This is a genomic window from Rossellomorea vietnamensis (assembly GCF_008180615.1).
GTDB classification, from domain to species: Bacteria; Bacillota; Bacilli; order Bacillales; family Bacillaceae_B; genus Rossellomorea; species Rossellomorea vietnamensis_D.
The window spans coordinates 67,665-90,031 of the sequence record NZ_VTEH01000003.1; the positions used below are offsets into that span (position 1 = coordinate 67,665).

The following is a 22,367-nucleotide window of genomic DNA, read 5'->3' on the forward strand; positions in this document are numbered from 1 at the left end:
TTATTTTCCAGATTATTTTATCAGGCCTAATGCAACAATAAGGATGAGGTGTATTGTTTGCACTTGGCCCGCTGTCTTTGTTAAATTTATAAAGATTGTTTACTTAACTAAATACAATATGAAAGGACGTATGAACATGTCGAAACAACAAATCGGTGTGATCGGCCTTGCGGTAATGGGTAAAAACCTGGCATGGAATATTGAAAGCAGAGGATATTCAGTGTCTGTTTATAATCGTTCACGTGAAAAAACGGATGAAATGCTTCAACAGTCCAAAGGCAAGAATGTAGTTGGTACATACAGCATAGAGGAATTTGTACAGTCTCTTGAAACACCAAGAAAGATTTTGCTTATGGTAAAGGCTGGAGGTCCTACAGATGCTACAATCGAACAGCTGAAGCCTTTTCTTGATAAAGGAGATATCCTGATTGACGGTGGTAACACCTTCTTCGAGGATACCCGCAGAAGGAATCACGAGCTAAGTGAATCTGGAATTCATTTTATCGGTACCGGCGTTTCCGGTGGTGAAGAGGGTGCGCTTACAGGCCCATCCATCATGCCTGGAGGACAGAAAGAAGCGTATGAACTGGTTGCACCAATCTTCAAGGATATCGCTGCAAAAGTAGATGGCGAAGCTTGTACCACATATATCGGGCCGGACGGTGCTGGACACTATGTAAAAATGGTCCATAACGGAATTGAATATGGTGACATGCAGCTAATTGGGGAATCTTATTTCCTATTGAAGCACGTAGCTGGGTTCAGTGCTGAAGAACTGCATGAAACGTTTGCAGAGTGGAACAAAGGCGAATTGGACAGTTACCTGATTGAAATCACGGCTGACATCTTCACCAAGTATGATGAAGAAACAGGAAAGCCGATGGTGGATGTGATCTTGGATAAAGCAGGGCAAAAGGGAACAGGCAAATGGACAAGCCAAAGTGCGCTTGACCTGGGAGTTTCTCTTCCAATCATCACAGAATCCGTTTTCGCACGCTTTATCTCAAGCATTAAAGACGAGAGAGTGAAGGCAAGCAAGATCCTTTCCGGACCGGAAACGAAACCATTTGACGGTGACAAAAAAGAATTGGTTGAATCCATCCGTAAAGCTCTTTATATGAGTAAAATATGTTCTTATGCACAAGGATTTGCCCAAATGCGTGCTGCTTCTGAAGAATACGGCTGGGATCTCAGCTATGGCGAAATCGCGATGATTTTCCGCGGCGGCTGTATCATCCGTGCCCAATTCCTTCAAAAAATCAAAGATGCATATGATAAAGAGCCTCATCTTTCCAACCTGCTTCTTGATGATTACTTCAAGGAAATCGTTGAAAGCTACCAATATGCTCTTCGTGACGTCATCTCAACAGCGGTGCAAAATGGTATCCCGGTACCAGGGTTCTCTGCAGCTCTTTCTTACTATGACAGCTACCGCACAGAAACTCTTCCTGCCAACCTTATCCAGGCGCAGAGAGACTACTTCGGAGCCCATACGTATGAGCGCACAGATAAAGAAGGAATCTTCCATACAGAATGGATGTCCAAATAATCGAGAAAAGCTCTCCAGGTCTTGCTGGAGAGCTTTTTTTAATGATTTTCCTCATCTTTATAAGAAAAGAGAATCATTTTATAAGGTTTTACGCCTTCTTTTTTTTCGTTCTTCACCTCGCGTTTATCCACGAGCTTCCTTACCTCATCATTCAGGTGCTGCCACTCTTCCGGGGTCAGCTCCAACCCGTATTCAGTGAACATCGCGCTGTTCTCCTGCCTTGCCGAATCACCTTCCAAATCACTCTTTAAAACGTTTAATCCCTTATTTAAACTGAACATCATCTTGGAAATCAGAAACTCCCTGTGTTCCATGGCGAATTCACCTTCGAAATTGAAAGTGATGTCATTATCGTAAAGATGCTTGGATGAATAATATTTTTCTATGATGTTGCCTACTTTTCTTTCCTCTACAACCATGATCAAACCAAGATTCTGCAGCTTTTGGATGGGATAATACAGGCGTGATTGCTTTTCATCCAGCTCTGATGCAATCTCTTTTACTGTTTTGCTGCTGAATTTTACGCTAGTAATAATCCTTTCCAGCTTCGGGTCAAAAATGGCTTTAGCTACTTCCAGATTATCAATCTTCAAGTCAATCACCTCTCACTTTGTTGTCCTCAATCTATTTTATCAGATTATTACGCTGAAAAATATTAAATCGTTAAAATTATTTTTAATGATATGCGTTTACAAAATATATTTTATCGTTTAAAATTATTTTAATGATAAAATATATTTAATTAATGGAGGAGATGTCTTTGTTCCAATTACTCAAAAACCGTTCTTATCGTCGTTTATGGTCTGCTCAGGTGATCTCTGAATTAGGAGATGGAATTTCTCATTTGTTAATATTATTTCTGGCTTCCAAGTTGACCAGCAATCCCATGGTGTTTGGTTACATTCTTATTGCCCGTCACCTTCCTGGAATGTTGTTCGGGACACTCGTTGGCCCATTGGTTGATCGGTTCTCAAGAAAGAGAATGATGATCGGTGCTGATTTATACCGGTTTGTGATTGTTCTATTAATGATTGCCGGCCAGTCATCCATCACGTTGCTGCTCCTCTTGATATTTTTGCAGGGAATTGGGGCTGTCTTCTTTGAACCAGCGAAGTCCGCCGTCATACCGACCATCATGAGAAAAGATGAGATACCCGCAGCTGTGAGCCTTTCTCAATCCACCTACATGATGATGATGATCATTGCTCCTTCCATTGGAGGATTTCTTTTGCTGATTGACCATATTTCACTGATTTTCATATTGGATGCAGCTACTTTTCTCATATCGGCCTTGTTTCTGCTAGGGTTGAAGCTGGATAATAGAGAAGAAGAGAAAAGTCATCAAGAGGCGGGGATCTCTTATCTGCAATCCCTGAAGCAGGGACTTCAGTCAGTAACCAGTAACCGTTTTATCACAGGAATATTCATCCTTCTTACCTCCGCTGTTTTCGTGCTGAGTATTGTAAGCGCCAATGTGTACGCGATTATCCTCAATGTGTTTGAAGTCAGCCAGGTGCATTTCGGTATGATGGAATCTCTTGAAGGGGCTTTTGGCATTCTTGGTGCCCTTGCTGTTCCACTCCTTATGAAAAAGGTCAGCAATAAGGCGCTTATCATGTATTCTTTTGGTTTTTCAGGACTATTAGCGGCAGTAGTGATTCCTGTGTATGACTTACATACAATGGTCCCGCTTGTTTCCCTCTATATATGGATGAGCTTGATCGGAGCCACTAATCCATTCATCAATATCCCTTTGAACAGCATGCTGATGCAGGGAGTGCCGGAAGAACTTCTCGGGAGGATCTCCGGAATCCTGACAACCTGTTTTAATGGAAGTCTGCTTGGCGGGCTTCTGCTCGGAGGATGGCTTGCCACTCTCGCTGGGCCATTATGGACAGTAACCGCAGGCGGTCTTTGTCTGATTGCTGTCAGCTTGATTTTTCCGCTGTCCAAATTCTACAGCTATCTAACAGTGGCGGTGTCTACTCCTGAAAATGCTGAAAGGGCGGGGTGACAGCATTGGAGTTACTAAAGTTTGCAGTAGTAAATAAAGCTGCTGCAGCTGAAAATTGTTAAAGTAATAGGAAACCTTGCGGGATTTCATTCGTAAATACAGTTATTAACCAATAAATGGAGATGGGAAAGAGTGATCATTGAAATCCTTGCCAATATCGGTATGGCGATGCAAATGTTTCTGCGTGGCATGCCGGAAGAAGAAAGAATCAATAAAAATATTGAAAAGCTTCAATCCTTAGAATGGTTTCAGCAGGTGTATAAAGAACATAAGGGAGCTATAGAAGAAGACCCTGATGTTCGTTACCTGATTGGATGGACAAAGGTGGATAAGGTTAAGAGAAGTGAATATCGCTCTGAGAAGTTGAGAGGAAAAATCTTAGGTATCATAAATAATCAATAGATTTTATTTGTATGTGATAATAACCAGCAGGGATATTACAAATGACTTTGACAAGTGCAACGATAAAGGATATAATCTTTAGAAAATTCGATATAATCGAGTGTTGATGAGAACAGTAGTCAGGAAGTAGATATTCACAGAGAGCTCCCTCCCGCTGAAAAGGAGCAATATCCGCCTTGATGAATAAAGCCTTGGAGCTTCTTGCCAATCTAATGAACCGCATTAGGGATAGCGAGACGGGTTCTTCCGTTATGAAGATAGGGTATGACAGTACCTGAAGAGGTTGGTATGGCGACATATCAACAAACTGAGGTGGTACCGCGAAGTGATAACTCTCGTCCTCAAGAATCATTTTCTTGGGGGTGGGAGTTTTTTTATTGTCCAAAAAATGAGTCGATGTTGTGCTCATTGAGAGTAAATCAATTCAGAAATTTTTACGATAATCCGGCTTTACTATAAACTAGTATTTCAGAAAGGTGAGTTCTATGAATCCGATTTTATTAGATGTTCCTTTACAAATTGAAACAGAGAGACTGATCCTTCGGGCACCGCACCAATCAGGGGATGGTGAAATTGTTAATCAGGCAATCAGAGAATCTTTTCCTGAGCTAAAAGCCTGGCTTCCATTCGCGCAGGAAATTCCAGCTGTTGAGGAAACAGAGGTTAACTTGAGGAATGCTCATATTAAATTTCTCCAAAGAGATAGCTTTCGTTTTCTTATCTTCCTTAAAGAGACCAGTGAATTCATCGGAACAACCAGTCTCCAGGGGATTGACTGGGACATTCCTAAATGTGAAATCGGTTATTGGATTAACACTAAGTTCAGTGGTAATGGATATATGACCGAAGCTGTAAAGGGCATAGCGGACTTAGGATTATATCATATCGGATTCAGGAGAATTGAAATCAGATGTGAATCAACTAACCTCAAAAGCCGTTCTATTCCTGAGAAACTTGGTTTTACATTTGAGGGCACGCTGAGAAATGATGACCTATCCGCGGATGGCAGCAAGCTGACTGACACTTGTTTTTATTCGGTGATAAAATAAAATGGAAATAGACTTTTATTAAAGAGGGAGCTGAATCTATATCTCCCTCCTTCAGCTGTCTCATTAGAAAGGATCATTTCATTTTTTTAAAGGAGAGGAGAAAATTGCTTGTAGGTCAAATATTATATTTGTTGGGGTTGGCTTTTGTCTTTTTTAGTATTGTATTTATAATTATGAATCTAATCCTGGGTGGCGTCGGCGGAGTTGTCATCCCGCTGTTTGCTTTGCTGAATGGACTCATTGCAATGGGTGTAGGGGATATGGTAATAGACCTCAATTATAATAAGAAAAAACTTGAAAAGAATAAGAGTAGTATTTGAGAAGAAGATATATCCTGGATTGTAACCAATAATCCGTGTATCTGAATGAGAAGAGTTGCGATGGAAGGTTGATTGTTTCAGTGGCTTGGCTAAAGGGGGGGCTTATTATGAGATTGATTTATATCGGTATATATTTTATTAGTGCCTTGGCGACAATAGTAACGTTTATCCTAGGAAACCTCCTGACCGAACCTTTAATGACTGAAAGCGGATTGGGGGAGGAGGCAACGGCAATCCGGGCCTTTTTCCTTTCGTGGTTTTATTTCCATTCTTCCTCATCTTCATTTACGGAACCTATTGGTTTTTCAGCAAGTGGATTGAAAATGTAACAATCAAGTCTAAATGGGGCTTATCTATTATCAGTTGCGCAGTTTTTACCCTGATCTTTGCGTTCACACTCAATAAAGCTGATTCACTTCGTTATTTGATTGTTAAACAGAACCCATCGTTTGAGAATGTGTCGCAGGTTGACCTTATAAATACTTATTCTAATTCAATATTCTTTAATTTTTATACTTTTATGGCACTGCTCCTCATCATTTTGGTTGCTGCGGGTATTCGGGCTCTTTTAGTGAGAAGATAATCAAACAATTTACGATGGTCGGAAGGGAAACTATTCAAGAGCTTTACCAAATGCAGCTTTTACCCAAAACAGAAAGATTGTTATCCTAGAAGAAGGCTGTTTTCGCATAAATTGTTGCTTTCGGATATCCCCGAATATTAGGTGGGTTCTCTCGAATCAGGGAGAGCAGTTCTTTTCTTTTCACTATCAACAGATTATTGGAGTGTTTTATGGTCATTTTTTTCGTAATTAATTTCAAATAGCAACAAAGTTTACGAAAAGAGTCTAGAATAAAAAGAGGTGATTTTGATGAAGGCTAAAGCAAAAATTGAGGATATAGTTGAACATATGGAATTCCAGATTGACGAATGGAGGAATTTATTAAATATAGAAACGGGAAAAGTAGTTTCCGTTTCAACAGATGAACTGGCTGCAGCTGAAGACGGAGAGCCATTTGACCACCTGCCCCAGTGGCAGAAGGAACAGCGGATGGAAGCTATGGAAGTGGTCGAGAACTTTGAAGATTACAGGGAACTTCCAACCAAGTTCGATATCAATGAATACGACATCATGAAAGATTTTTGTTTCTCTATTACCAATGAAGAACAGAAAAGTGATCTTTTAAGAGCGATCAGAGGGAGCGGCGCTTTCAGAAGCTTCAAGGATACAATCGCCGAGTGGGGTTTGAATGACCAATGGTATTCCTACAGAACAGAAAAATTTAAACAAATTGCCATTGAATGGTGCAGGGGCAACGAGATCAGCTATGTGTAAGAAGAATTGAGATGATGTAGAAAAGACTCGCCAGAATATCTGACGAGTCTTTTTACTATAAATATTTTCTTATCCGATCAACTCATCCATCAAAATAACACGTGCAGGCGATGCATCCGTGCCTTCAATTTTTAATGGGGCGGCTACCATGAAGTAGGAGCCTTCTTCAATGTCTTTCAACTGAAGGCCTTCCATGATGATGATGCGGCTGCCCATCAAGGTTCTGTGAGTCGGATGTCCTTCTTGTGCTCTTTCAATTCCAAGAGAATCGATTCCCGTTCCGGCCACTTTCTTTTCCTTCAAGTATGAAGCTGCGTCTTCTGCTACATAGATGAATTCAAAGTTAAACTCTGTATCCCAGGAGTTCTTTGTTTTAAAAAGAAGGAAATCATTTTCCTGGATATCATAGTTTTCAATATCTTTCTTGGTGATCTTTTCTTCGACAGAGGTCAGGTCCAGTACTTTAACCGGACGGACAAGCTGCTGGATATCAATCGTTTCGATTGTTTCGCCGTCATTGATCATATGAAGAGGGGCGTCCACATGGGTTCCTGTATGAACATCCATGGAGATCCTTGACTCGGTCACATGTCCATTTGTATTCGTGTTGATTTCGGGCTGTTTTTCCGGCTTGTTCTTATATACTGGCATTCCGTTAAAAATTGGTGCAGTAATGTCATAAATTTTCATTGTTCATCATCCTTTCAAGAAATATTAAATATTAACAGTCGTCGACTTCCAGTTCAGAGAATGGCCACCAGAAGAATCCGTCCTGTGCCAGCAGTTTGTCTGCGGCCAGCGGCCCCATTGTTCCTGATTGATAGTTAGGGAATTCTTCCTCAGTTGTGTTTTCCCAAACATTTGATATGGTATCCGTAAATGCCCAGGAAAGTTTAACTTCATCCCAATGCGTAAAGTTGGTTGCGTCGCCGCGCATGCAGTCATGCAGAAGCTTTTCGTAAGCCTCAGGTGTGTTCATGCCGTCGACTCCATTGTTCACAAAGTTAAGTTTGACCGGTGTCGTTTCAATATTCTGGCCCGTTTTCTTGGCATTCAAGTGAAGGGTGATTCCTTCTTCAGGCTGGATATGAATGACCAAAAGGTTCGGCGACAGTTGTTTATCGGTATTGTAATAAAGGTTCATCGGAATATCCTTGAACTGGATGACAATCTTGGTCGACTTGGCTTTCATTCTTTTTCCCGTGCGGATATAGAATGGCATGCCTGCCCAGCGGAAGTTATCGATCATCAGTTTTCCAGCGACAAATGTTTCTGTATTGGACTCAGGATCAACATTGCTTCCTGCACGGTACCCGGGAACTTCTGTATTGTTGATGAATCCGGCATCGTATTGTCCTCTGACAAAATAATCTTTCACTTCTTCCTGTTTCATTGGGCGGAGGGCTCTAAGCACCTTGACCTTTTCACTTCTGATTTCATCTGTCGTCAATTTGATCGGCGGTTCCATTGCCAGAAGAGCGACCATCTGCATCATATGGTTCTGTACCATATCTCTTAATGCTCCGCTCTTTTCATAGTACCGGCCGCGGTCCTCGACGCCCAGTTCCTCACTGGAAGTCACTTGGATGTTCGAAATGAAGCGGCTGTTCCATAAAGGTTCAAAAAGGGCATTTGCAAAACGGATGACTTCGATGTTTTGGACCATTTCTTTTCCAAGGTAATGGTCGATACGGTAGATCTCTTTCTCTGAGAACGCTGCACGAATTTGATTGTTCAGGACTTCTGCAGAAGCAAGGTCATGCCCGAATGGTTTTTCTATCACTAGGCGCTTGAATCCTTGCGTATCCGTCAAGCCATCTTGTTTCAAATGGTCGGTGATGGTGCCGAAGAATTCCGGTGCCATTGCTAGATAGAAAATTCGGTTTCCTTGCAATTCATACTGTTCGTCCAATTGTACAGCCAGCTTATTTAACTCTATGTATGAATTACTGTCGGCCACGTCATTGGACTGATAATAAAAATGAGAGACGAATTCTTCGATGTTCTCATCTTTGCCGATGGATGTCAGGACCGATTCCTTAACATGTGCCTGGAATTCCTCATTGGAAAGCTCGCGTCGTGCCACACCTATAACGGCGAAGTTTTTAGCGATTTTTCCTTTTCTAAAGAGGTGATACAGAGAAGGAAAAAGCTTCCTTTTAGCCAAATCTCCAGTTGCTCCGAAAATCATTAGTAAAGTTGATGGCGTATCATTATGTTTCACTGCTAAGACCTCACTTTTTTTCCTATTAAAATAACTTTTCCTCAAGAAAGGCCCATATGTTAACCGGCTCAAGATACCCTTCTATGCGAAAAGCCTATTATATGCTGTACCTTTTCTGAAAAACACTCTATACAAGTACTTAATTTTAAAGACTTCAGACGTATTTAGCAAATCATATGCTGTGCGATTTCAGACAGGTCCTTCTATATAGTACACAATAATTCTTTTTAGTGACATACTATTTTAGAATTAAGTTATGCTTTATTAAATGACCGTACCTTTTCAATAGTGTTTCCAATTGTGTTCTTATTATTTTGGGTGATGCTTTCTTGCAGAGTGTGGAGTTTTCCCTCAATCAGGTTAGTGGAGAAAGGAGCTTTAATACCACGCATGGTGCTGGGTTGTGCTATTATGGAGGGGATAAAAATCAGGAGAGGAGGAGCTTCAATGGACTTGCTTTTTTTGGGAACAGGTGCCGGCGTGCCTGCCAAGTCAAGAAATGTTACCTCTATTGCTTTGAAACTTTTGGAAGAGAGAGGGGCAGTCTGGCTGTTCGACTGCGGAGAAGCGACGCAGCATCAAATCTTACATACAACGTTAAAACCGAGAAAGATAGAGAAGATTTTCATCACTCATTTACATGGTGATCATATTTATGGTCTGCCGGGATTGCTGGGGAGCCGCTCCTTTCAAGGGGGAGAAACCGAATTGACGGTGTATGGTCCTCCAGGGATCAGGGAGTTCATCCAGGTTTCCTTATCCATCAGCGGAACTCATCTGCTTTATCCTTTACATATTGAAGAAATAGAAGAAGGGCCAATTTTTGAAGACGAACTGTTTTCTGTGGAAGCGCGTCTGCTTGATCATGCGATTCCTTGTTTTGGGTACCGTATTGTAGAAAAAGACAAGCCGGGCGTTCTCCAGGCGGAAAAACTGAAAGATTTGGGGGTCAAGCCTGGACCTATTTTTAAAAAGCTGAAAGAAGGTGAGACAGTCACCTTGGAAGACGGCAGGGTGATAGATGGAACCGACTTTCTCGGCCCTCCTGTAAAAGGAAGGGTTGTTACGGTCCTTGGTGACACCAGGGTTTCTACCGCAGCTGAAAAACTTGCGGAGAATGCTGATGCCCTCATTCATGAAGCCACTTTCAGCGGGGACCAGGAAAAAATGGCTCATGATTATTTTCATTCCACAACGAAGCAGGCAGCTCAAACCGCTTTGTCAGCCGGTGCAAAGAAATTGTTTTTAACCCATATCAGCTCGAGGTTCACAGAAGCGGAATGGCCTGAACTACAGCAGGAAGCGCGCGAAATCTTTCCTGAAAGTTATATAGCAAGTGATTTCTTTGAGGCGTCCATAACGAAAGAGTAGATTATCCTGTACTGATGTGCAGGCAGTGTATCAGCTGTTTGCTTGTCCGTGCCGGATATTTTTATTAATATCGGATAGAAAGCGGGGAATTACAGATGAAAAACTTATATATTGTGCGTCACGCAAAAGCGGAAGGACAGCCCCCTGAAGCAAAGCTTACGGCTCTTGGTGAGAAACAGGCCCATTCTCTGGCTGCTTTTTTTGAAGGCAGAAAAATTGATGCTTTATACAGCAGCCCGTTTTTACGTGCCAGAAAGACGATTGAGCCGCTGGCAGAAAAGAGAGGCGTTCCTATTATAGAGGATGACCGCTTGGGTGAAAGGATATTGAGCGGCACCGATCTTGATGACTGGATGATGCATCTTGAAAAGAGCTTTGAGGACTATGAATATATACTAGATGGAGGCGAGTCAAACCGTACAGCTTATGAGAGAGCTTCCTCGTTTCTTGAAGAGATCATCGAGAGCGATGATGACCATGTAGCTGTTGTTAGCCATGGCAACCTGATTACGCTGCTTCTAAGGTACTTTGATGAACGGTTTGGCTACCAAGAGCTTATGAAACTATCCAATCCGGATGTTTTTCATGTGAGTTTTGAAGATGGGGAACCTTCTGTCGATCGGATTTGGAGTGAGTGATAGATTATAGTGTTGACTCTTTAGGTTCTAACTCACTCAGATTATGGATGGTTTGAGGGATACCCTCTAGTGTCTTTGGTAGATGAGGGAGACCTAAGTCGAAAAGAAGGCTTCTAGGTGTCCCTCGAGATGGCGCCGAGCGACACCAGAGCATGAAAAGAGAGCCTCAGGTGTCCCTCGAGATGTCGACGAGCGACACTAGAGCTGGAAAAGAGGGCCTCAGGTGTCCCTCGAAAAGTCACCGAGAGACACCAAAGCTGGAAAAAAGGATCTCAGGTGTCCCTCGGGAAGGCGCCGAGGGACATCAAAGTTGAAAAAAGGCTTCTAGGTGTTCCTCGAAAAGAGTCAAGCCCTTATTCTTGTGTAAATTCATTTATACAATGTTTCAACCTGCTATAGTGTTTATGATTTTTTTGACAGGAAAGGGGGTACCCCCTTTCCTGTCAAAAAAATTTCGCGCTTCGCTTCACCTGTCATTACCTATTTCTTTTGTTCAATTGAAGGTTCTCATTTTCCATCAGAAAAGCACCTATTAATCGAAATGCTGATTGAGTGTTTGGAAAAATTCTGATGACTCTTTCACGCCTCCTGATTTCCTGGTTTAATCGCTCCAAAGAATTCGTGCTACTTATATTTATTTGATATTTGTCATCTTCATTCAGGTATTGAATAGAGTCTTCAAAGCCCTCTTCCAATATGTTTAAAGCGTTCTCAAGCTTTTTATTATCTCCGTACTTATTAATAAATTCTTCTTTGGTAGCTCTTGCTTCAGATCCTGATGCAGATTTATAAATTTTCCTCAGATCGGATATGACTTGTTTCATATTTTTTTTAGGTAGTTTTTTTATAATATTTCTTTTCAAGTGAACAGTACATCGCTGCCACGAGGTTCCAATAAACTCACGTTCAATTGCTTTTTTTAGACCAGCGTGGGCATCAGAAATGACTAATTTCGGTGATTGTAGTCCACGTGATTTTAACTCTTGAAAGAAGCCTTTCCAAGCTTCAAAGCTCTCTACATGGTCTACTTTCAGCCCAATGACTTGACGTTTTTTCTTCTCGTTCATAGCGGTCATGATATAGACTGCCTTGGACACAACTTTATTATGTTCCCTAACCTTAATGTACATAGCATCGGCATAGAGATATGGGAAATATTGAACATTGAGAGGGCGGTTGGCCCACTTATTTACAATGGGATCAAGCTTTTCTGTTAACGAAGAGACAAAAGACTTTGAAACACCTTGTCCACAGAGCTGTTCAACGATATTTGTGACTTTTCGTGTAGATACTCCGTTTACAACCATTTCAAGCATTGAGAGAGTAAGAGCTTGGTCGACACGTGAGAATTTTTCAAACACAGTAGGAGAAAAGTTGCCTTCTCTTGTCCGTGGAACGCGCAATTTTATCTTGCCGACACCGATTAGGAGATCACGCTCATAATATCCATTTCGATAATCTTGTCTCTCATTGGAGCGTTCATAAGCACCGGCTTGTAAGTAATCATCTCTTTCTTTTTCCATGAGTTGGTTTAACACCAGTACAAGTGAAGATTTCATTATAGTATCAAGGTTAGAATTCATGACAGAATCTTTTAAAATATCCAAATCTAGGCTAAACTGTATTTGAGTCATTTTTATTCCTTCTTTCAATGTTTTTCGTGGTTGAAAACATTGTTGACAAGAAAGATAAAAATGACTCTTTCTTTTTACACAATTATATGGACTTTATCCTCTCGAAAAGTCACCGAGAGACACCAAAGCTGGAAAAAAGGATCTCAGGTGTCCCTCGGGAAGGCGCCGAGGGACATCAAAGTTGAAAAAAAGGCTTCTAGGTGTCCCTCGAAAAGTCGTCGAGAGACACCAGAGCATGAAAAGAGAGCCTCAGGTGTCCCTCGAGATGTCGACGAGCGACACTAGAGCTGGAAAAGAGGGCCTCAGGTGTCCCACGAGATGTCGACGAGCGACACTAGAGCTGGAAAAAAGGGTCTCAGATGTCCCTCGGGAAGGCGCCGAGGGACACCAAAGCTGGAAAAAAGGATCTCAGGTGTCCCACGAGATGTCGACGAGCGACACTAGAGCTGGAAAAAAGGGTCTCAGATGTCCCTCGGGAAGGCGCCGAGGGACATCAAAGTTGAAAAAAAGGCGTCTAGGTGTTCCTCGAAAAGTCGTCGAGAGACACCAGAGCATGAAAAGAGAGCCTCAGGTGTCCCTCGGGAAGGCGCCGAGGGACATCAAAGTTGAAAAAAAGGCTTCTAGGTGTCCCTCGTAAAGTCGTCGAGAGACACCAAAGCTGGAAAAAAGGATCTCAGGTGTCCCTCGAAAAGTCACCGAGAGACACCAAAGCTTGAAAAAAGGGTCTCAGATGTCCCTCGGGAAGGCGCCGAGGGACATCAAAGTTGAAAAAAAGGCGTCTAGGTGTCCCTCGAAAAGTCGTCGAGCGACACAAGAGTCGGAAAAAAGGTTCCCAGGTGTCTCTCATAAAGTCGCTGAGGTACACCAGAGTCGAAAAAAAGAGCCTTAGGTGTCCCTCGTAAAGTCGCCGAGCGACACCAGAGTCGAAAAAAAGAGCCTTAGGTGTCCTTCGGGAAGGTGACGAGTGACACCAGAGCTGAAAATAGCAAGATTCCCCCCACCATTAAGCTACAAGCCATTTGTTCTATGATATTACTTAAACAGACAATCTTCATCCAAAAATCAAACAACAAAAAAGAGTGCAAACGCTATGTTTGCACTCTTTATATTACCAAGCCCTGTCATATTGCTTAGGCGGCTCGATTTCAACTCTAAGTTCTTTAGCAGCAGTTCTTGGCCAGTACGGGTCGCGAAGGAATTCCCTTGCGAGCAGAATAAGATCAGCACGATCATTTTGAAGGATTTCTTCTGCCTGAATTCCAGATGTGATCAGGCCGACTGCGCCTGTCGGAATTTCTGCCTTGCTTCTGATGGTTTCGGATAGTTTAACCTGGTAGCCAGGATAGACATCGATTTTCGCCGGTACGACTGCCCCGGAGCTGACATCGATCAGGTCGACTCCCTGTTCTTTCATCCATGATGAGTAAATGGCATAATCCTCTGCATCCAATCCGCCTTCCGCATAATCTTTTGCTGATACACGGACGAAGAGAGGGCCGTTCCACACCTCATTGACCGCTTCAAGCACTTCGCGGAGGAAGCGGTAGCGGTTCTCAGCAGAGCCGCCGTATTCGTCACTCCGCTTATTGGAAAGAGGAGAGAGGAATTCGTTGATCAAGTACCCATGTGCTGCGTGGATCTCGATTACGTCATATCCGGCTTTCTTGGCTCTTTCTGCTCCTTGTTTAAAAGCAGTGACCGTTTCTTCAATATCGTTTTTACTCATTTCTAATGGTGTTTTCATCTTCTCATTGAATGCGATGGAGGACGGAGCAATGATGTCTCCTTCAATCACAGCTTTCCTTCCTGCATGGGCCAGCTGGATACCGGTATGGGCGCCCTGTTCTTTCATCAGAGATACGAGTTCGCTGAGTCCTTCGATATGGTCGTCGCTCCAGATGCCCAGGTCCTGCGGGGAAATCCGCCCCTGTGCAGTCACAGCTGTTGCTTCCTGAATGATCAGTCCGACGCCGCCTACCGCCCTGCTCGTATAGTGGGTTTTATGCCAATTCTCCACTTTTCCATCTTCATTATGTGAAGAGTACATGCACATTGGCGCCATGACGATTCTGTTCTTCAAAGTAAGATCTTTGATTTTATATGATTCAAATAATTTGGCTGACACGCTATCCGCTCCTTTTTGATAAGCTGTTTTTCGCATTAATTGTTGCTTTCGAAAAATCCCAAGAGCGGCTCTTTTCGAGACAGCAACAAAGTTTACGAAAAGAGCCCTTATGATATTTCGCCTTCCTAAATACATGCTTATTATATCAGCAGAAAATTTTCCGAAAAAGGATTTTGCCTTAGTCCTTCTCCATGCTGCGGAGTTCCTCTAAAGAATATTTGGTGCCCCGCCAGATTACGCCTCCTCGGATAAAGGTCAGCACAACCGCTCTTATGATACTGAATATGAAGATGAGGGCGGTTACCGGAAGTGCCAGGAACAAGGCTGGATGAAAGTCAGTCATTTTTTTGATGACCGATGTGTAGCTGCCCAAAATCAAAAGGATCACCGCCAAGCTCATCAGCCTTACAGTGGTATCCGATGACAAAAGCGTCAGGAAAGGGAATACCTGTGAAAAAAACACTCCGGAAATGGCCAGGAGCACCATTGAATAGCGGTAATAAAGGCCTGCGAATGTATTCTTCTCCAGCCCTTGAAAAGCGGCTTTCAATGTAGGGTACCACTCCACCCGCAGGAGGCTGATGGCGGTCACCATTCGTTGATTTAATTTATATTCTTTGACTTTGAAGCCGAGCTGCAGATCATCATCCGGCCGGTTCTTCAAGCTTTTGTGGGTACCAATCGTTTCATAGGCCGGCCTGGTCATCAGGTTGAAAGCGCCTATTCCCATTCCGATGGAAGACCGTTCATCGTTAGCTTTCCATGGCCGTTTGAAATAAGAAAACCCAAACAGAAAGAAGGCGATGAATGACTGCAGCCAAAAGCCTTTCGCTGTCAGGGAAGGAGCCGCCGTGAGATGATCGGCATTCTCGGTTTGCAGAACTCTCACTGCTTTTGAGATAGCGTCAGGGTTATAATGGACATCGGCATCTGTAAAAAGAAGCAGCTCACCTTCCGAGTGAAGATATCCCTGATAGAGGGCATGGTTCTTTCCAAGCCAGCCCTTTGGCAGCTGAGTTAAATGAAGCGTCTTGATTCTCTTGTCCATAGAGGCGATTCTCTCAATTTCTGCACCCGTTTCATCAGTTGAGCGGTCGTTTACGATGACCCACTGAAGTCTCTTATACGTAGATTTCAACTGCGATTCTATGCTTTTCCTGATAGTGTGGGCTTCATTTCTGGCAGGCACAATGATGGAAATTAGCGGCCCATCATGCTCCGGCTCGGCCTTTTCCAATGAATCGATCTTCCGCAGTCCCAAGGCTATATCTGTAAATAAGATGGCCCAGCCAATCAAATTGATCGCAAGCAATATTAAAAGCATTCATCACTTCTCCTGTACTTTAGTCTCGTCTATTGCAATTCACTGCGTTTTTATCTATTGTAGCAATTAGTGTCTTGTCGTGCAGTTTTCAGTGTTTATCCTAGTATTTCCATTGATGTTTTGAAAAAATTACATCCTTCTCATGACATCTAGTGAGAAAAGAAGTAAAATAAAAGAATGAATACTCATTCATTTTAATTATAGAAAAAGTGGTGAAATATATGAATGCCTATTGGGCTGGAGATATAGCAAAAATAGTGCTGCCGACGCCTTTTGCAGTCGGGGATGTAAATGTCTACCTAGTAAAAGGGGAAGCGCTGAGCCTGATTGATGTCGGCCCGCAAACCGCGGAAGCCAGAAAAGTCCTGGAGTTAAATCTTGCAGAATTAGGGTATTCAATACAAGACATCGAGCAGGTCATCCTGACTCATCATCACCCGGATCATGCCGGGATGCTTGACTGGATGCCGGACCACATCGATATAATCGGCCACCCCGCCAATGAAAGATGGCTTATGAGGACCGATGATTTTCTGGAAGAGCATGACCGTTTTTATGTAAAATTATTTTTGCAGTCCGGTCTGCCGCAAGAATTCCTGCACTTCATCCATAAAATCAGGGCTCCCCTTGAGTTCATGGGAAACAGGGGGTTGACTCGTACAGTAATGCAAGGGGATCCGATTCCCGGCATGAAGGAATGGACTGTATTGGACACACCGGGCCATGCCCAGAGCCATATTTCTTTTTGGCGCGAGAAGGACGGCACGATGATTGCCGGGGACCACATTCTCTCTCATATCTCGCCCAATCCGCTGATCGAACCTCCTGAGAAAGAGGGAGAAGAGCTGCCAAAGCCTCAGCTTCAATACAATCAATCCCTGCAGGGGCTTTTGCAAGTGGATATCAATTTTGCTTATACAGGGCATGGGGAAGAGGTTGTCGATGTGCATTCTCTTATACATAAACGGCTGCAAAAACAGCATGACCGGGCAATGCATGTGAAAGAGCTGTTGAAAAATGATCCGCAGTCTCTCTTTTCACTTTGCCGAAAACTTTTTCCATCCGTTTATCGTAAAGAGCTTGGTTTGACGTTGTCTGAAACACAGGCTCAAATCGATTATTTAGAAGCGGGACATGAGATATCCCGGGAAGAACGGGATGGTGTCCTGCTGTATTACTGTTAAAAAGAAGGTGAAACCGTGAATCAGCGTTTAAAAAATAAAAATGTAGTCATTACCGGAGCGTCCGGCGGAATTGGTGAAAAAATCGCACTCAAAGCAGCGGAAAGCGGAGCAAATGTCGTGCTGATGGCCCGCAGTGAAGACCGCCTAAAAGAACTGCAAAAAACGATCGAGAGCCGGTATAAGGTGAAAGCCTTCATCCACAGTGTCGATGTATCCCGGTTTGATTCGATTCCCTCCGTTTTTCAATCGATTTACAGGGAGGTTGAGAATGTAGATGTCCTCGTCAACAATGCCGGTTACGGAATTTTTGACGAAGCCGATCAAGCAAGCTTTGAAGATATCAAAGGGATGTTTGATGTGAATGTTCTGGGGCTCATTGCCTGTACCAAGCATGTGCTGCCGATCATGAAAAAAAGAAATTCAGGGCATATCATCAACATTGCTTCCCAGGCAGGCAAGCTCGCGACACCTAAATCGAGTGCCTACTCCGCCTCAAAGCATGCTGTGCTTGGGTACACAAACAGCCTGCGCATGGAAGCATCCTCTTCAAACATCTATGTAATGGCTGTCAATCCAGGACCAATTGCAACCAACTTCTTCAACGTCGCAGACCGTTCCGGCACTTATGCCAAAAATATGGAGCGATTCATGCTCGACCCGGATGCAGTTGCCGAAAAGATCGTTGATAAGATGCTCACCAACACCAGGGAAATCAACCTGCCGCGCTGGATGAATGCGGGCAGCGTCCTTTATACCCTGTTTCCAGGGGTTGTCGAGCGTCTCGGGAGAAATGCTTTTTTCAAGAAATGATGAGAAACCCAGGACTATTTGGTCCCGGGTTTTTTCATTGTTTGCTCTCACCATCTATAACCACGCTATAAGAAATATTTAATTTATCCCAAACCCAAGCTTGAAATATTTTATCTATTTGTATCTTCAATGCTTTTTCATCCATCCCCTCGTCGATGCCTAGCTCTTCAAGAGTGAATGTTTCGGCTGCCCCTGTGCCTTCATAATTTGTACTGCTAAAAGAAAAAGTGACTGTTTTACTCAATTTGTCTCCTCCAATTAATTTCAAATATTTACAATTTTATCACAAAGAACTTGCTGGTATGGGTTCTTTAAGTAGTAAACGGTACTGTTTTTAACGGGACGCTTGGTATTGTCCAGCCCTGTCAACTTTCTAATTAAACTGTATTTCCTCGTTTGCCCTCAATTGTCCATTCCTTGCTGATTACCCTTTTTTGTCCAGAATCTCAAAATTTTTCACTGTGTACCAACAAATAATATTTGAAAACGAACGTATATTCGTATACAATTTTAGATAAAATAGAACGAATGTTCCCTTTGAGAAAGGAGTGGAGAAAATGACTGTCGACTATGGTGATCTTCCCGACCAGAAAATTTTATGCATCGATATGAAGAGTTTTTATGCAAGCTGCTCGGCTGTCATGATGGGGCTTGATCCATCCGACTGCTACCTGGCGGTGGCGGGAAAATTGGACCGCCCCGGAAGCGTCATCCTGGCTGCTTCCCCCAAATTGAAAAAGGAATTCGGCATCAAAACCGGTTCCCGTCTGTTCGAAGTGCCAAAGGACCCCAAAATTCTGGTAGTTGAACCTGCTATGGCTGCCTACATCCGCATTTCCACCGAGATCACCCGTCTGTTTCACCGGTATGTACCCAAAGATGCAATCCATACGTACAGTGTCGATGAAAGTTTTTTGAAAATAGACGGAACCTCCCATCTATGGGGTGACGCCCATACCATCGCCTGGAAAATCAAACAGGACATCGAAAGGGAGTTCCAGCTTCCCTGTGCCATCGGAATCGGCCCGAATATGCTGATGTCGAAGCTGTGCCTCGACTTGGAGGCCAAAAAGCATGGAGTCGCTGAGTGGACCTATGAAGATGTTCCTGAGAAGTTATGGCCGGTTTCCCCGCTGAGTGAAATGTGGGGAATCGGCAGGCGGCTTGAGAAAACCCTGAACCGCATGGGAATCTTCAATGTCGGCCAGCTTGCGAAATTCGATCTGCAGAAGCTGGAAAGCAAATTCGGCATCATGGGCAACCAGCTGTATTATCATGCCTGGGGAGTCGATTTGTCTGAAATCGGAGCGCCGATCATGGATGGGCAGGTAAGCTTCGGCAAAAGCCAGATTCTTCTGCGCGATTATAAAGAGGAAGAGGAAATCAAAAGCGTCATGCTTGAGATATGCGAAGAGGTGGCCCGGCGGACCCGGAATCACCGGCAGGCAGGGCGGACCATCAGCTTGAGCATAGGCTACAGCCAGGAGGAATTTGGCGGAGGATTCAACCGGTCGCGATCGATAGAAGAGCCCACGAATATCACCATGGACTTATATAAAGTCTGCCTTCAACTCTTCAAGGAAAACTACAACGGCAAAACCGTCCGCAGCATCTCCATCAGCCTCGGAAACCTCTTTCCGGATGAAAGTATGCAAGTCAGCCTGTTTGAGCCAGACCGCTGGAAAAAACGGGAGCTCGGATATGTCGTCGACCAAATCCGCCACAAATATGGTTCAGGTGCTTTGCTGCGGGCCATTTCCTACACCGCTGCCGGCACTGCCAAACACCGTGCGACTCTGGTGGGAGGACATAAGGCGTAACATGAGGGTCAAGCCGTCAAGGTCCGTCCTGTATATGCTTTCTCTTAGCTTCGCCCTTAGCCTGAAAGAGAAACCCGCAATTTTTGAAGTCAGCCGAAATAGCCAAATTGAAAGAGAAAGAGGTGATCAAAATGAACCGCGACCGTGGAAGAATCAAGTGGACCTCCATGATGCTGCCCGAGCATGTGAAACTGCTGAGGGACTGGGCACACGAAGACAGCTTTGAGCAGCAGAAGAAAGTGGATGAGCAGCATCTTGAGGAGTTGAACGAAATCACAGCGGAAGCCATGGAGTTCAGCCGCCTGGTCACCATTACCCATTATGCCGGCCGGCGCCATGAATTACTGATCGGCCGCATTCATTATTACGACGGATTGAAGGGAAAGCTTCATGTCCTTGACCGCTTCGAAAAGAAATATTACCTGTCAATCAATGACATTGCCGACATTCATTTTACAGAAGAATAATCACAAAAAAAGCCTGATATAAAGGAGGAATCCCTTTCTCAGGCTCATGGAAAACTTATTTATCATCCATTACTTTTTCTGCGCGTACACATGATTCAAACTTGCCTTTATGAGATGCATCACAGAAAGGCATTCTCGTTGAAAGTCCGCAGCGGCAAAGAGAAAATACGTTTTTTGTCGGAAAAACATTGCCTTCTGCGTCCACAAGCTCAACGTCACCTGTTACTTTTAAAGATCCATTGTCATTCACTTTGATTTGCACTTTTGTCATAAAAATCATCCTTTCTGTTTGTAACAAAGAGTCCCCACCTTGATAGTAAGTGGAAGGTTGGAAAAATGCAACAATTTCTGTGATCCTATATAGCGGCTTTTGAAATATCCAAGAGTGGAAATAATAGATGAGCCAGTTTAAAAAGGCCTTATACTTCATAATCCCTAAAAATGAAAAACAGCCAAGTCATATGGTAAACTAACGCCACAGGCATAACGTCAAGGAGGTTTACAGATGAACATCACAATAACCAATGAAGCACAAGAGGTTTTGAAGACAAAAATAGGCGGTCAAAAAGGCTATTTGAAAATAAAGTATGAAACAGAAGGCTGCGGATGCGTCATGAGCGGAATCCCTGTTTTAGAATACGTCACTCAAAAGGGGTGGGATGATATCGAAATCAGTACAGAAGCAATGCCGGTACTGGTCGAGAAATCAAAAACAGTCTTTTACGACAAGGATTTGAAAATCGACTTTTCCTCTTCCGCTAATACATTTCAGCTGAAGAGCCCCAGCCAGATATTAAATGGAAGAATGAGCTTCATCATTCGTTAAATCAAAAGGATGACTCCCTTGAATGGAGTCATCCTTTTTTATTGAGGATAAGTTAAGAAACCGGATGGGGTGCAGAAACGTCCTCCAAAAATTCATCGATAGCTTTTTCATACTCTTCCTTATTCTCATTATAGGATTGCGCATGAAGTCCATTTTCGGCAAGATATAGTTTCTTGCTTCCGCTTTTTTTATCAAACAGTTCCTGGGTCATGGAAGACAGAATAAAATCATCAGGGGTGCTGTGAATAAAAAGCACGGGTTTTTTTATGTTTTCAACAACCGATCGCGGTGAGATGTCCTTCAGGGTATAACCCTCGCGCAGCTTCAAAAACAAATCGGCAAGTGGAAGGAGAAGCCCATGGATCGGCAGCCTGACTTCCTTCGTCATTCGGTAAGAAAGCTGTTCGCCAAAGTCGGAATATGGACAGTCCGCGATATAAAAATCAGCCCGGTCCTCTACAGATCCTGCATAAAGAAGCATGGTGGAAGCCCCCATTGATTCTCCGTGGATCCCAAAGAAAACATCCTCACCCTGACGCCGAATGAGTTCCTGGACCACCGCCTGCAGGTCGTGCTTCTCATAGAAACCATAGCTCGAAGTTTTGCCGCCTGACTCCCCATGCCGGCGATGATCATAAACTACTGCATTGAAGCCCCTTTTAAGAAATAGGTTCATATACTTTAAGGAATTAAGCTTGGTCTCTGTGACGCCGTGACAAAAAATCATATATTTATTGCCGGGGTTTGGATTCACAAAAACCGCCTTAATCGTGTAGCCAAAGGGAGAAGGGATGCTGACTTCCTCCTTAGGCAGCGCATTGTAATCCTCCATATTCAAGCGTCCGGCTGAAACTTCCCGGTGAAGTATTTCCTGTTCATCCTTTTTCTTTAAATACATAAACTGGTTCGTTAAATAAATGCCGAGCCCGGCGGCGGCTGCAAGAGCCCCGCCAACAGCGGGAATCCACTTTTTCATGATAAAAGCCTCCAAGATTTAGTTCTCTATATTTTACCACTTCATGTAAACCAGGTATAGAAAACGCTCTTTCTTAGCCGGGGAAGGGAAGGTGGTCGGGGGAATGGGTCATTAACGGCAGGAAGCGAAGTACATTAAAAAAGAAACAATACATTATGATGTTCGTCGGACGGGGAGCGAAGTACATCAAAAGAGAAAAAACATGATTTAATGTGCCTCGGATCGAGAGCGAAGTACATTAAAAGAGAAAAAACTCAACAAGATGTCCATCGGAGGGAAAGCGAGGTACATCAAAAGA

23 protein-coding genes and 1 other annotated feature are annotated in these 22,367 nt (G+C 43.4%); of the genes, 14 read left to right on the forward strand and 9 right to left on the reverse strand.

All coding sequences use genetic code 11. The features are described from left to right. The first annotated feature begins 136 nt into the window (after positions 1–136). The gene (gndA, locus tag FZC79_RS05615) at positions 137–1,549 is read left to right on the forward strand and encodes an NADP-dependent phosphogluconate dehydrogenase (protein WP_148945859.1); all 1,413 of its coding nucleotides are present in this window, start codon (positions 137–139) and stop codon (positions 1,547–1,549) included. Between the two features lie 38 nt (positions 1,550–1,587). Here gndA and FZC79_RS05620 read toward each other — a convergent pair whose 3' ends face one another. Continuing rightward, positions 1,588–2,151 (reverse strand): winged helix-turn-helix domain-containing protein, encoded by a 564-nt coding sequence (locus FZC79_RS05620; protein ID WP_148945860.1) that lies wholly within the window; start codon positions 2,149–2,151, stop codon positions 1,588–1,590. A gap of 152 nt (positions 2,152–2,303) precedes the next feature. On the opposite strand from FZC79_RS05620, the gene FZC79_RS05625 reads away from it, so the two are divergent. From FZC79_RS05625 to FZC79_RS05645, 6 genes are all read left to right on the forward strand, one after another. After that, entirely contained in the window at positions 2,304–3,563 is a 1,260-nt protein-coding gene (locus FZC79_RS05625; RefSeq protein WP_397541129.1) for an MFS transporter, read from the forward strand. A 132-nt stretch (positions 3,564–3,695) separates the two neighbouring features. After that, positions 3,696–3,965, forward strand: a complete 270-nt coding sequence (locus FZC79_RS05630) for a hypothetical protein (protein ID WP_148945862.1) — start codon at positions 3,696–3,698, stop codon at positions 3,963–3,965. 94 nt (positions 3,966–4,059) lie between these two features. Then, positions 4,060–4,311, forward strand: a binding site (T-box leader). A gap of 139 nt (positions 4,312–4,450) precedes the next feature. Further along, the gene (locus FZC79_RS05635) at positions 4,451–5,014 is read left to right on the forward strand and encodes a GNAT family N-acetyltransferase (protein ID WP_148945863.1); all 564 of its coding nucleotides are present in this window, start codon (positions 4,451–4,453) and stop codon (positions 5,012–5,014) included. 104 nt (positions 5,015–5,118) lie between these two features. Continuing rightward, entirely contained in the window at positions 5,119–5,334 is a 216-nt protein-coding gene (locus FZC79_RS22985; RefSeq protein ID WP_148992344.1) for a hypothetical protein, read from the forward strand. A gap of 107 nt (positions 5,335–5,441) precedes the next feature. Further along, complete coding sequence (locus tag FZC79_RS05640; protein WP_148945864.1) at positions 5,442–5,663, forward strand: hypothetical protein; 222 nt, start codon at positions 5,442–5,444, stop codon at positions 5,661–5,663. Positions 5,664–6,205: 542 nt separating this feature from the next. Further along, entirely contained in the window at positions 6,206–6,670 is a 465-nt protein-coding gene (locus FZC79_RS05645; protein ID WP_148945865.1) for a UPF0158 family protein, read from the forward strand. Positions 6,671–6,739: 69 nt separating this feature from the next. Here the strand turns inward: FZC79_RS05645 and FZC79_RS05650 are convergent, their stop codons facing one another. Together FZC79_RS05650 and zwf are read right to left on the reverse strand one after the other, a co-directional pair. Next, on the reverse strand, positions 6,740–7,360 hold the full coding sequence (locus FZC79_RS05650; protein WP_148945866.1) for a cyclase family protein: 621 nt from the start codon (positions 7,358–7,360) through the stop codon (positions 6,740–6,742). Positions 7,361–7,391: 31 nt separating this feature from the next. Further along, positions 7,392–8,894: a glucose-6-phosphate dehydrogenase gene (gene zwf / locus FZC79_RS05655; RefSeq protein ID WP_187442657.1), complete on the reverse strand. Its 1,503-nt coding sequence runs from the start codon at positions 8,892–8,894 to the stop codon at positions 7,392–7,394. Positions 8,895–9,341: 447 nt separating this feature from the next. Between zwf and rnz the strand changes: the two genes are divergently transcribed. Both rnz and FZC79_RS05665 read left to right on the forward strand, forming a co-directional pair. Then, positions 9,342–10,265 (forward strand): ribonuclease Z, encoded by a 924-nt coding sequence (gene rnz, locus FZC79_RS05660; RefSeq protein ID WP_148945867.1) that lies wholly within the window; start codon positions 9,342–9,344, stop codon positions 10,263–10,265. A gap of 95 nt (positions 10,266–10,360) precedes the next feature. Further along, complete coding sequence (locus tag FZC79_RS05665) at positions 10,361–10,903, forward strand: histidine phosphatase family protein (RefSeq protein ID WP_148945868.1); 543 nt, start codon at positions 10,361–10,363, stop codon at positions 10,901–10,903. Positions 10,904–11,379: 476 nt separating this feature from the next. Here the strand turns inward: FZC79_RS05665 and FZC79_RS05670 are convergent, their stop codons facing one another. From FZC79_RS05670 to FZC79_RS05680, 3 genes are all read right to left on the reverse strand, one after another. After that, on the reverse strand, positions 11,380–12,537 hold the full coding sequence (locus FZC79_RS05670) for an IS256 family transposase (protein WP_148945869.1): 1,158 nt from the start codon (positions 12,535–12,537) through the stop codon (positions 11,380–11,382). Positions 12,538–13,645: 1,108 nt separating this feature from the next. Then, a complete protein-coding gene (gene namA, locus FZC79_RS05675; RefSeq protein WP_148945870.1) occupies positions 13,646–14,662 on the reverse strand; it encodes an NADPH dehydrogenase NamA in 1,017 nt (338 codons plus the stop codon). Positions 14,663–14,840: 178 nt separating this feature from the next. Further along, positions 14,841–15,986 carry a glycosyltransferase gene (locus FZC79_RS05680; RefSeq protein ID WP_148945871.1) on the reverse strand — a complete coding sequence of 382 codons (1,146 nt, stop codon included), beginning with the start codon at positions 15,984–15,986 and terminating at the stop codon, positions 14,841–14,843. Between the two features lie 221 nt (positions 15,987–16,207). Between FZC79_RS05680 and FZC79_RS05685 the strand changes: the two genes are divergently transcribed. Continuing rightward, complete coding sequence (locus tag FZC79_RS05685; protein ID WP_148945872.1) at positions 16,208–17,170, forward strand: MBL fold metallo-hydrolase; 963 nt, start codon at positions 16,208–16,210, stop codon at positions 17,168–17,170. Positions 17,171–17,185: 15 nt separating this feature from the next. Further along, positions 17,186–17,980: an SDR family NAD(P)-dependent oxidoreductase gene (locus tag FZC79_RS05690; protein WP_148945873.1), complete on the forward strand. Its 795-nt coding sequence runs from the start codon at positions 17,186–17,188 to the stop codon at positions 17,978–17,980. 34 nt (positions 17,981–18,014) lie between these two features. Here the strand turns inward: FZC79_RS05690 and FZC79_RS05695 are convergent, their stop codons facing one another. Further along, positions 18,015–18,224: a hypothetical protein gene (locus FZC79_RS05695; RefSeq protein WP_148945874.1), complete on the reverse strand. Its 210-nt coding sequence runs from the start codon at positions 18,222–18,224 to the stop codon at positions 18,015–18,017. 313 nt (positions 18,225–18,537) lie between these two features. On the opposite strand from FZC79_RS05695, the gene FZC79_RS05700 reads away from it, so the two are divergent. Continuing rightward, positions 18,538–19,800 carry a DinB/UmuC family translesion DNA polymerase gene (locus FZC79_RS05700; protein ID WP_148938702.1) on the forward strand — a complete coding sequence of 421 codons (1,263 nt, stop codon included), beginning with the start codon at positions 18,538–18,540 and terminating at the stop codon, positions 19,798–19,800. A 131-nt stretch (positions 19,801–19,931) separates the two neighbouring features. Further along, a complete protein-coding gene (locus tag FZC79_RS05705) occupies positions 19,932–20,267 on the forward strand; it encodes a YolD-like family protein (RefSeq protein ID WP_148938701.1) in 336 nt (111 codons plus the stop codon). Between the two features lie 55 nt (positions 20,268–20,322). Here FZC79_RS05705 and FZC79_RS05710 read toward each other — a convergent pair whose 3' ends face one another. Continuing rightward, positions 20,323–20,538: a CDGSH iron-sulfur domain-containing protein gene (locus tag FZC79_RS05710; protein ID WP_148946127.1), complete on the reverse strand. Its 216-nt coding sequence runs from the start codon at positions 20,536–20,538 to the stop codon at positions 20,323–20,325. 234 nt (positions 20,539–20,772) lie between these two features. On the opposite strand from FZC79_RS05710, the gene FZC79_RS05715 reads away from it, so the two are divergent. Beyond that, on the forward strand, positions 20,773–21,093 hold the full coding sequence (locus FZC79_RS05715; protein WP_148945875.1) for an iron-sulfur cluster biosynthesis family protein: 321 nt from the start codon (positions 20,773–20,775) through the stop codon (positions 21,091–21,093). A 52-nt stretch (positions 21,094–21,145) separates the two neighbouring features. Here the strand turns inward: FZC79_RS05715 and FZC79_RS05720 are convergent, their stop codons facing one another. After that, positions 21,146–22,069, reverse strand: a complete 924-nt coding sequence (locus tag FZC79_RS05720; protein ID WP_148945876.1) for an alpha/beta hydrolase — start codon at positions 22,067–22,069, stop codon at positions 21,146–21,148. Positions 22,070–22,367 lie beyond the last annotated feature (298 nt).

Excerpts from the sequence above, each read along its gene's own strand:
- FZC79_RS05720 (WP_148945876.1), bottom strand. The coding sequence starts at position 22,069 with ATGAAAAAGTGGATTCCCGCTGTTGGCGGGGCTCTTGCAGCCGCCGCC.
- FZC79_RS05625 (WP_397541129.1), top strand. The coding sequence starts at position 2,304 with ATGTCTTTGTTCCAATTACTCAAAAACCGTTCTTATCGTCGTTTATGG.
- FZC79_RS05650 (WP_148945866.1), bottom strand. The coding sequence starts at position 7,360 with ATGAAAATTTATGACATTACTGCACCAATTTTTAACGGAATGCCAGTA.
- FZC79_RS05640 (WP_148945864.1), top strand. The coding sequence starts at position 5,442 with ATGAGATTGATTTATATCGGTATATATTTTATTAGTGCCTTGGCGACA.
- FZC79_RS05705 (WP_148938701.1), top strand. The coding sequence starts at position 19,932 with ATGAACCGCGACCGTGGAAGAATCAAGTGGACCTCCATGATGCTGCCC.
- gndA (WP_148945859.1), top strand. The coding sequence starts at position 137 with ATGTCGAAACAACAAATCGGTGTGATCGGCCTTGCGGTAATGGGTAAA.
- FZC79_RS05635 (WP_148945863.1), top strand. The coding sequence starts at position 4,451 with ATGAATCCGATTTTATTAGATGTTCCTTTACAAATTGAAACAGAGAGA.
- FZC79_RS05665 (WP_148945868.1), top strand. The coding sequence starts at position 10,361 with ATGAAAAACTTATATATTGTGCGTCACGCAAAAGCGGAAGGACAGCCC.
- rnz (WP_148945867.1), top strand. The coding sequence starts at position 9,342 with ATGGACTTGCTTTTTTTGGGAACAGGTGCCGGCGTGCCTGCCAAGTCA.
- FZC79_RS05645 (WP_148945865.1), top strand. The coding sequence starts at position 6,206 with ATGAAGGCTAAAGCAAAAATTGAGGATATAGTTGAACATATGGAATTC.
- FZC79_RS05670 (WP_148945869.1), bottom strand. The coding sequence starts at position 12,537 with ATGACTCAAATACAGTTTAGCCTAGATTTGGATATTTTAAAAGATTCT.
- FZC79_RS05685 (WP_148945872.1), top strand. The coding sequence starts at position 16,208 with ATGAATGCCTATTGGGCTGGAGATATAGCAAAAATAGTGCTGCCGACG.
- FZC79_RS05710 (WP_148946127.1), bottom strand. The coding sequence starts at position 20,538 with ATGACAAAAGTGCAAATCAAAGTGAATGACAATGGATCTTTAAAAGTA.
- FZC79_RS05680 (WP_148945871.1), bottom strand. The coding sequence starts at position 15,986 with ATGCTTTTAATATTGCTTGCGATCAATTTGATTGGCTGGGCCATCTTA.
- FZC79_RS05715 (WP_148945875.1), top strand. The coding sequence starts at position 20,773 with ATGAACATCACAATAACCAATGAAGCACAAGAGGTTTTGAAGACAAAA.
- FZC79_RS05700 (WP_148938702.1), top strand. The coding sequence starts at position 18,538 with ATGACTGTCGACTATGGTGATCTTCCCGACCAGAAAATTTTATGCATC.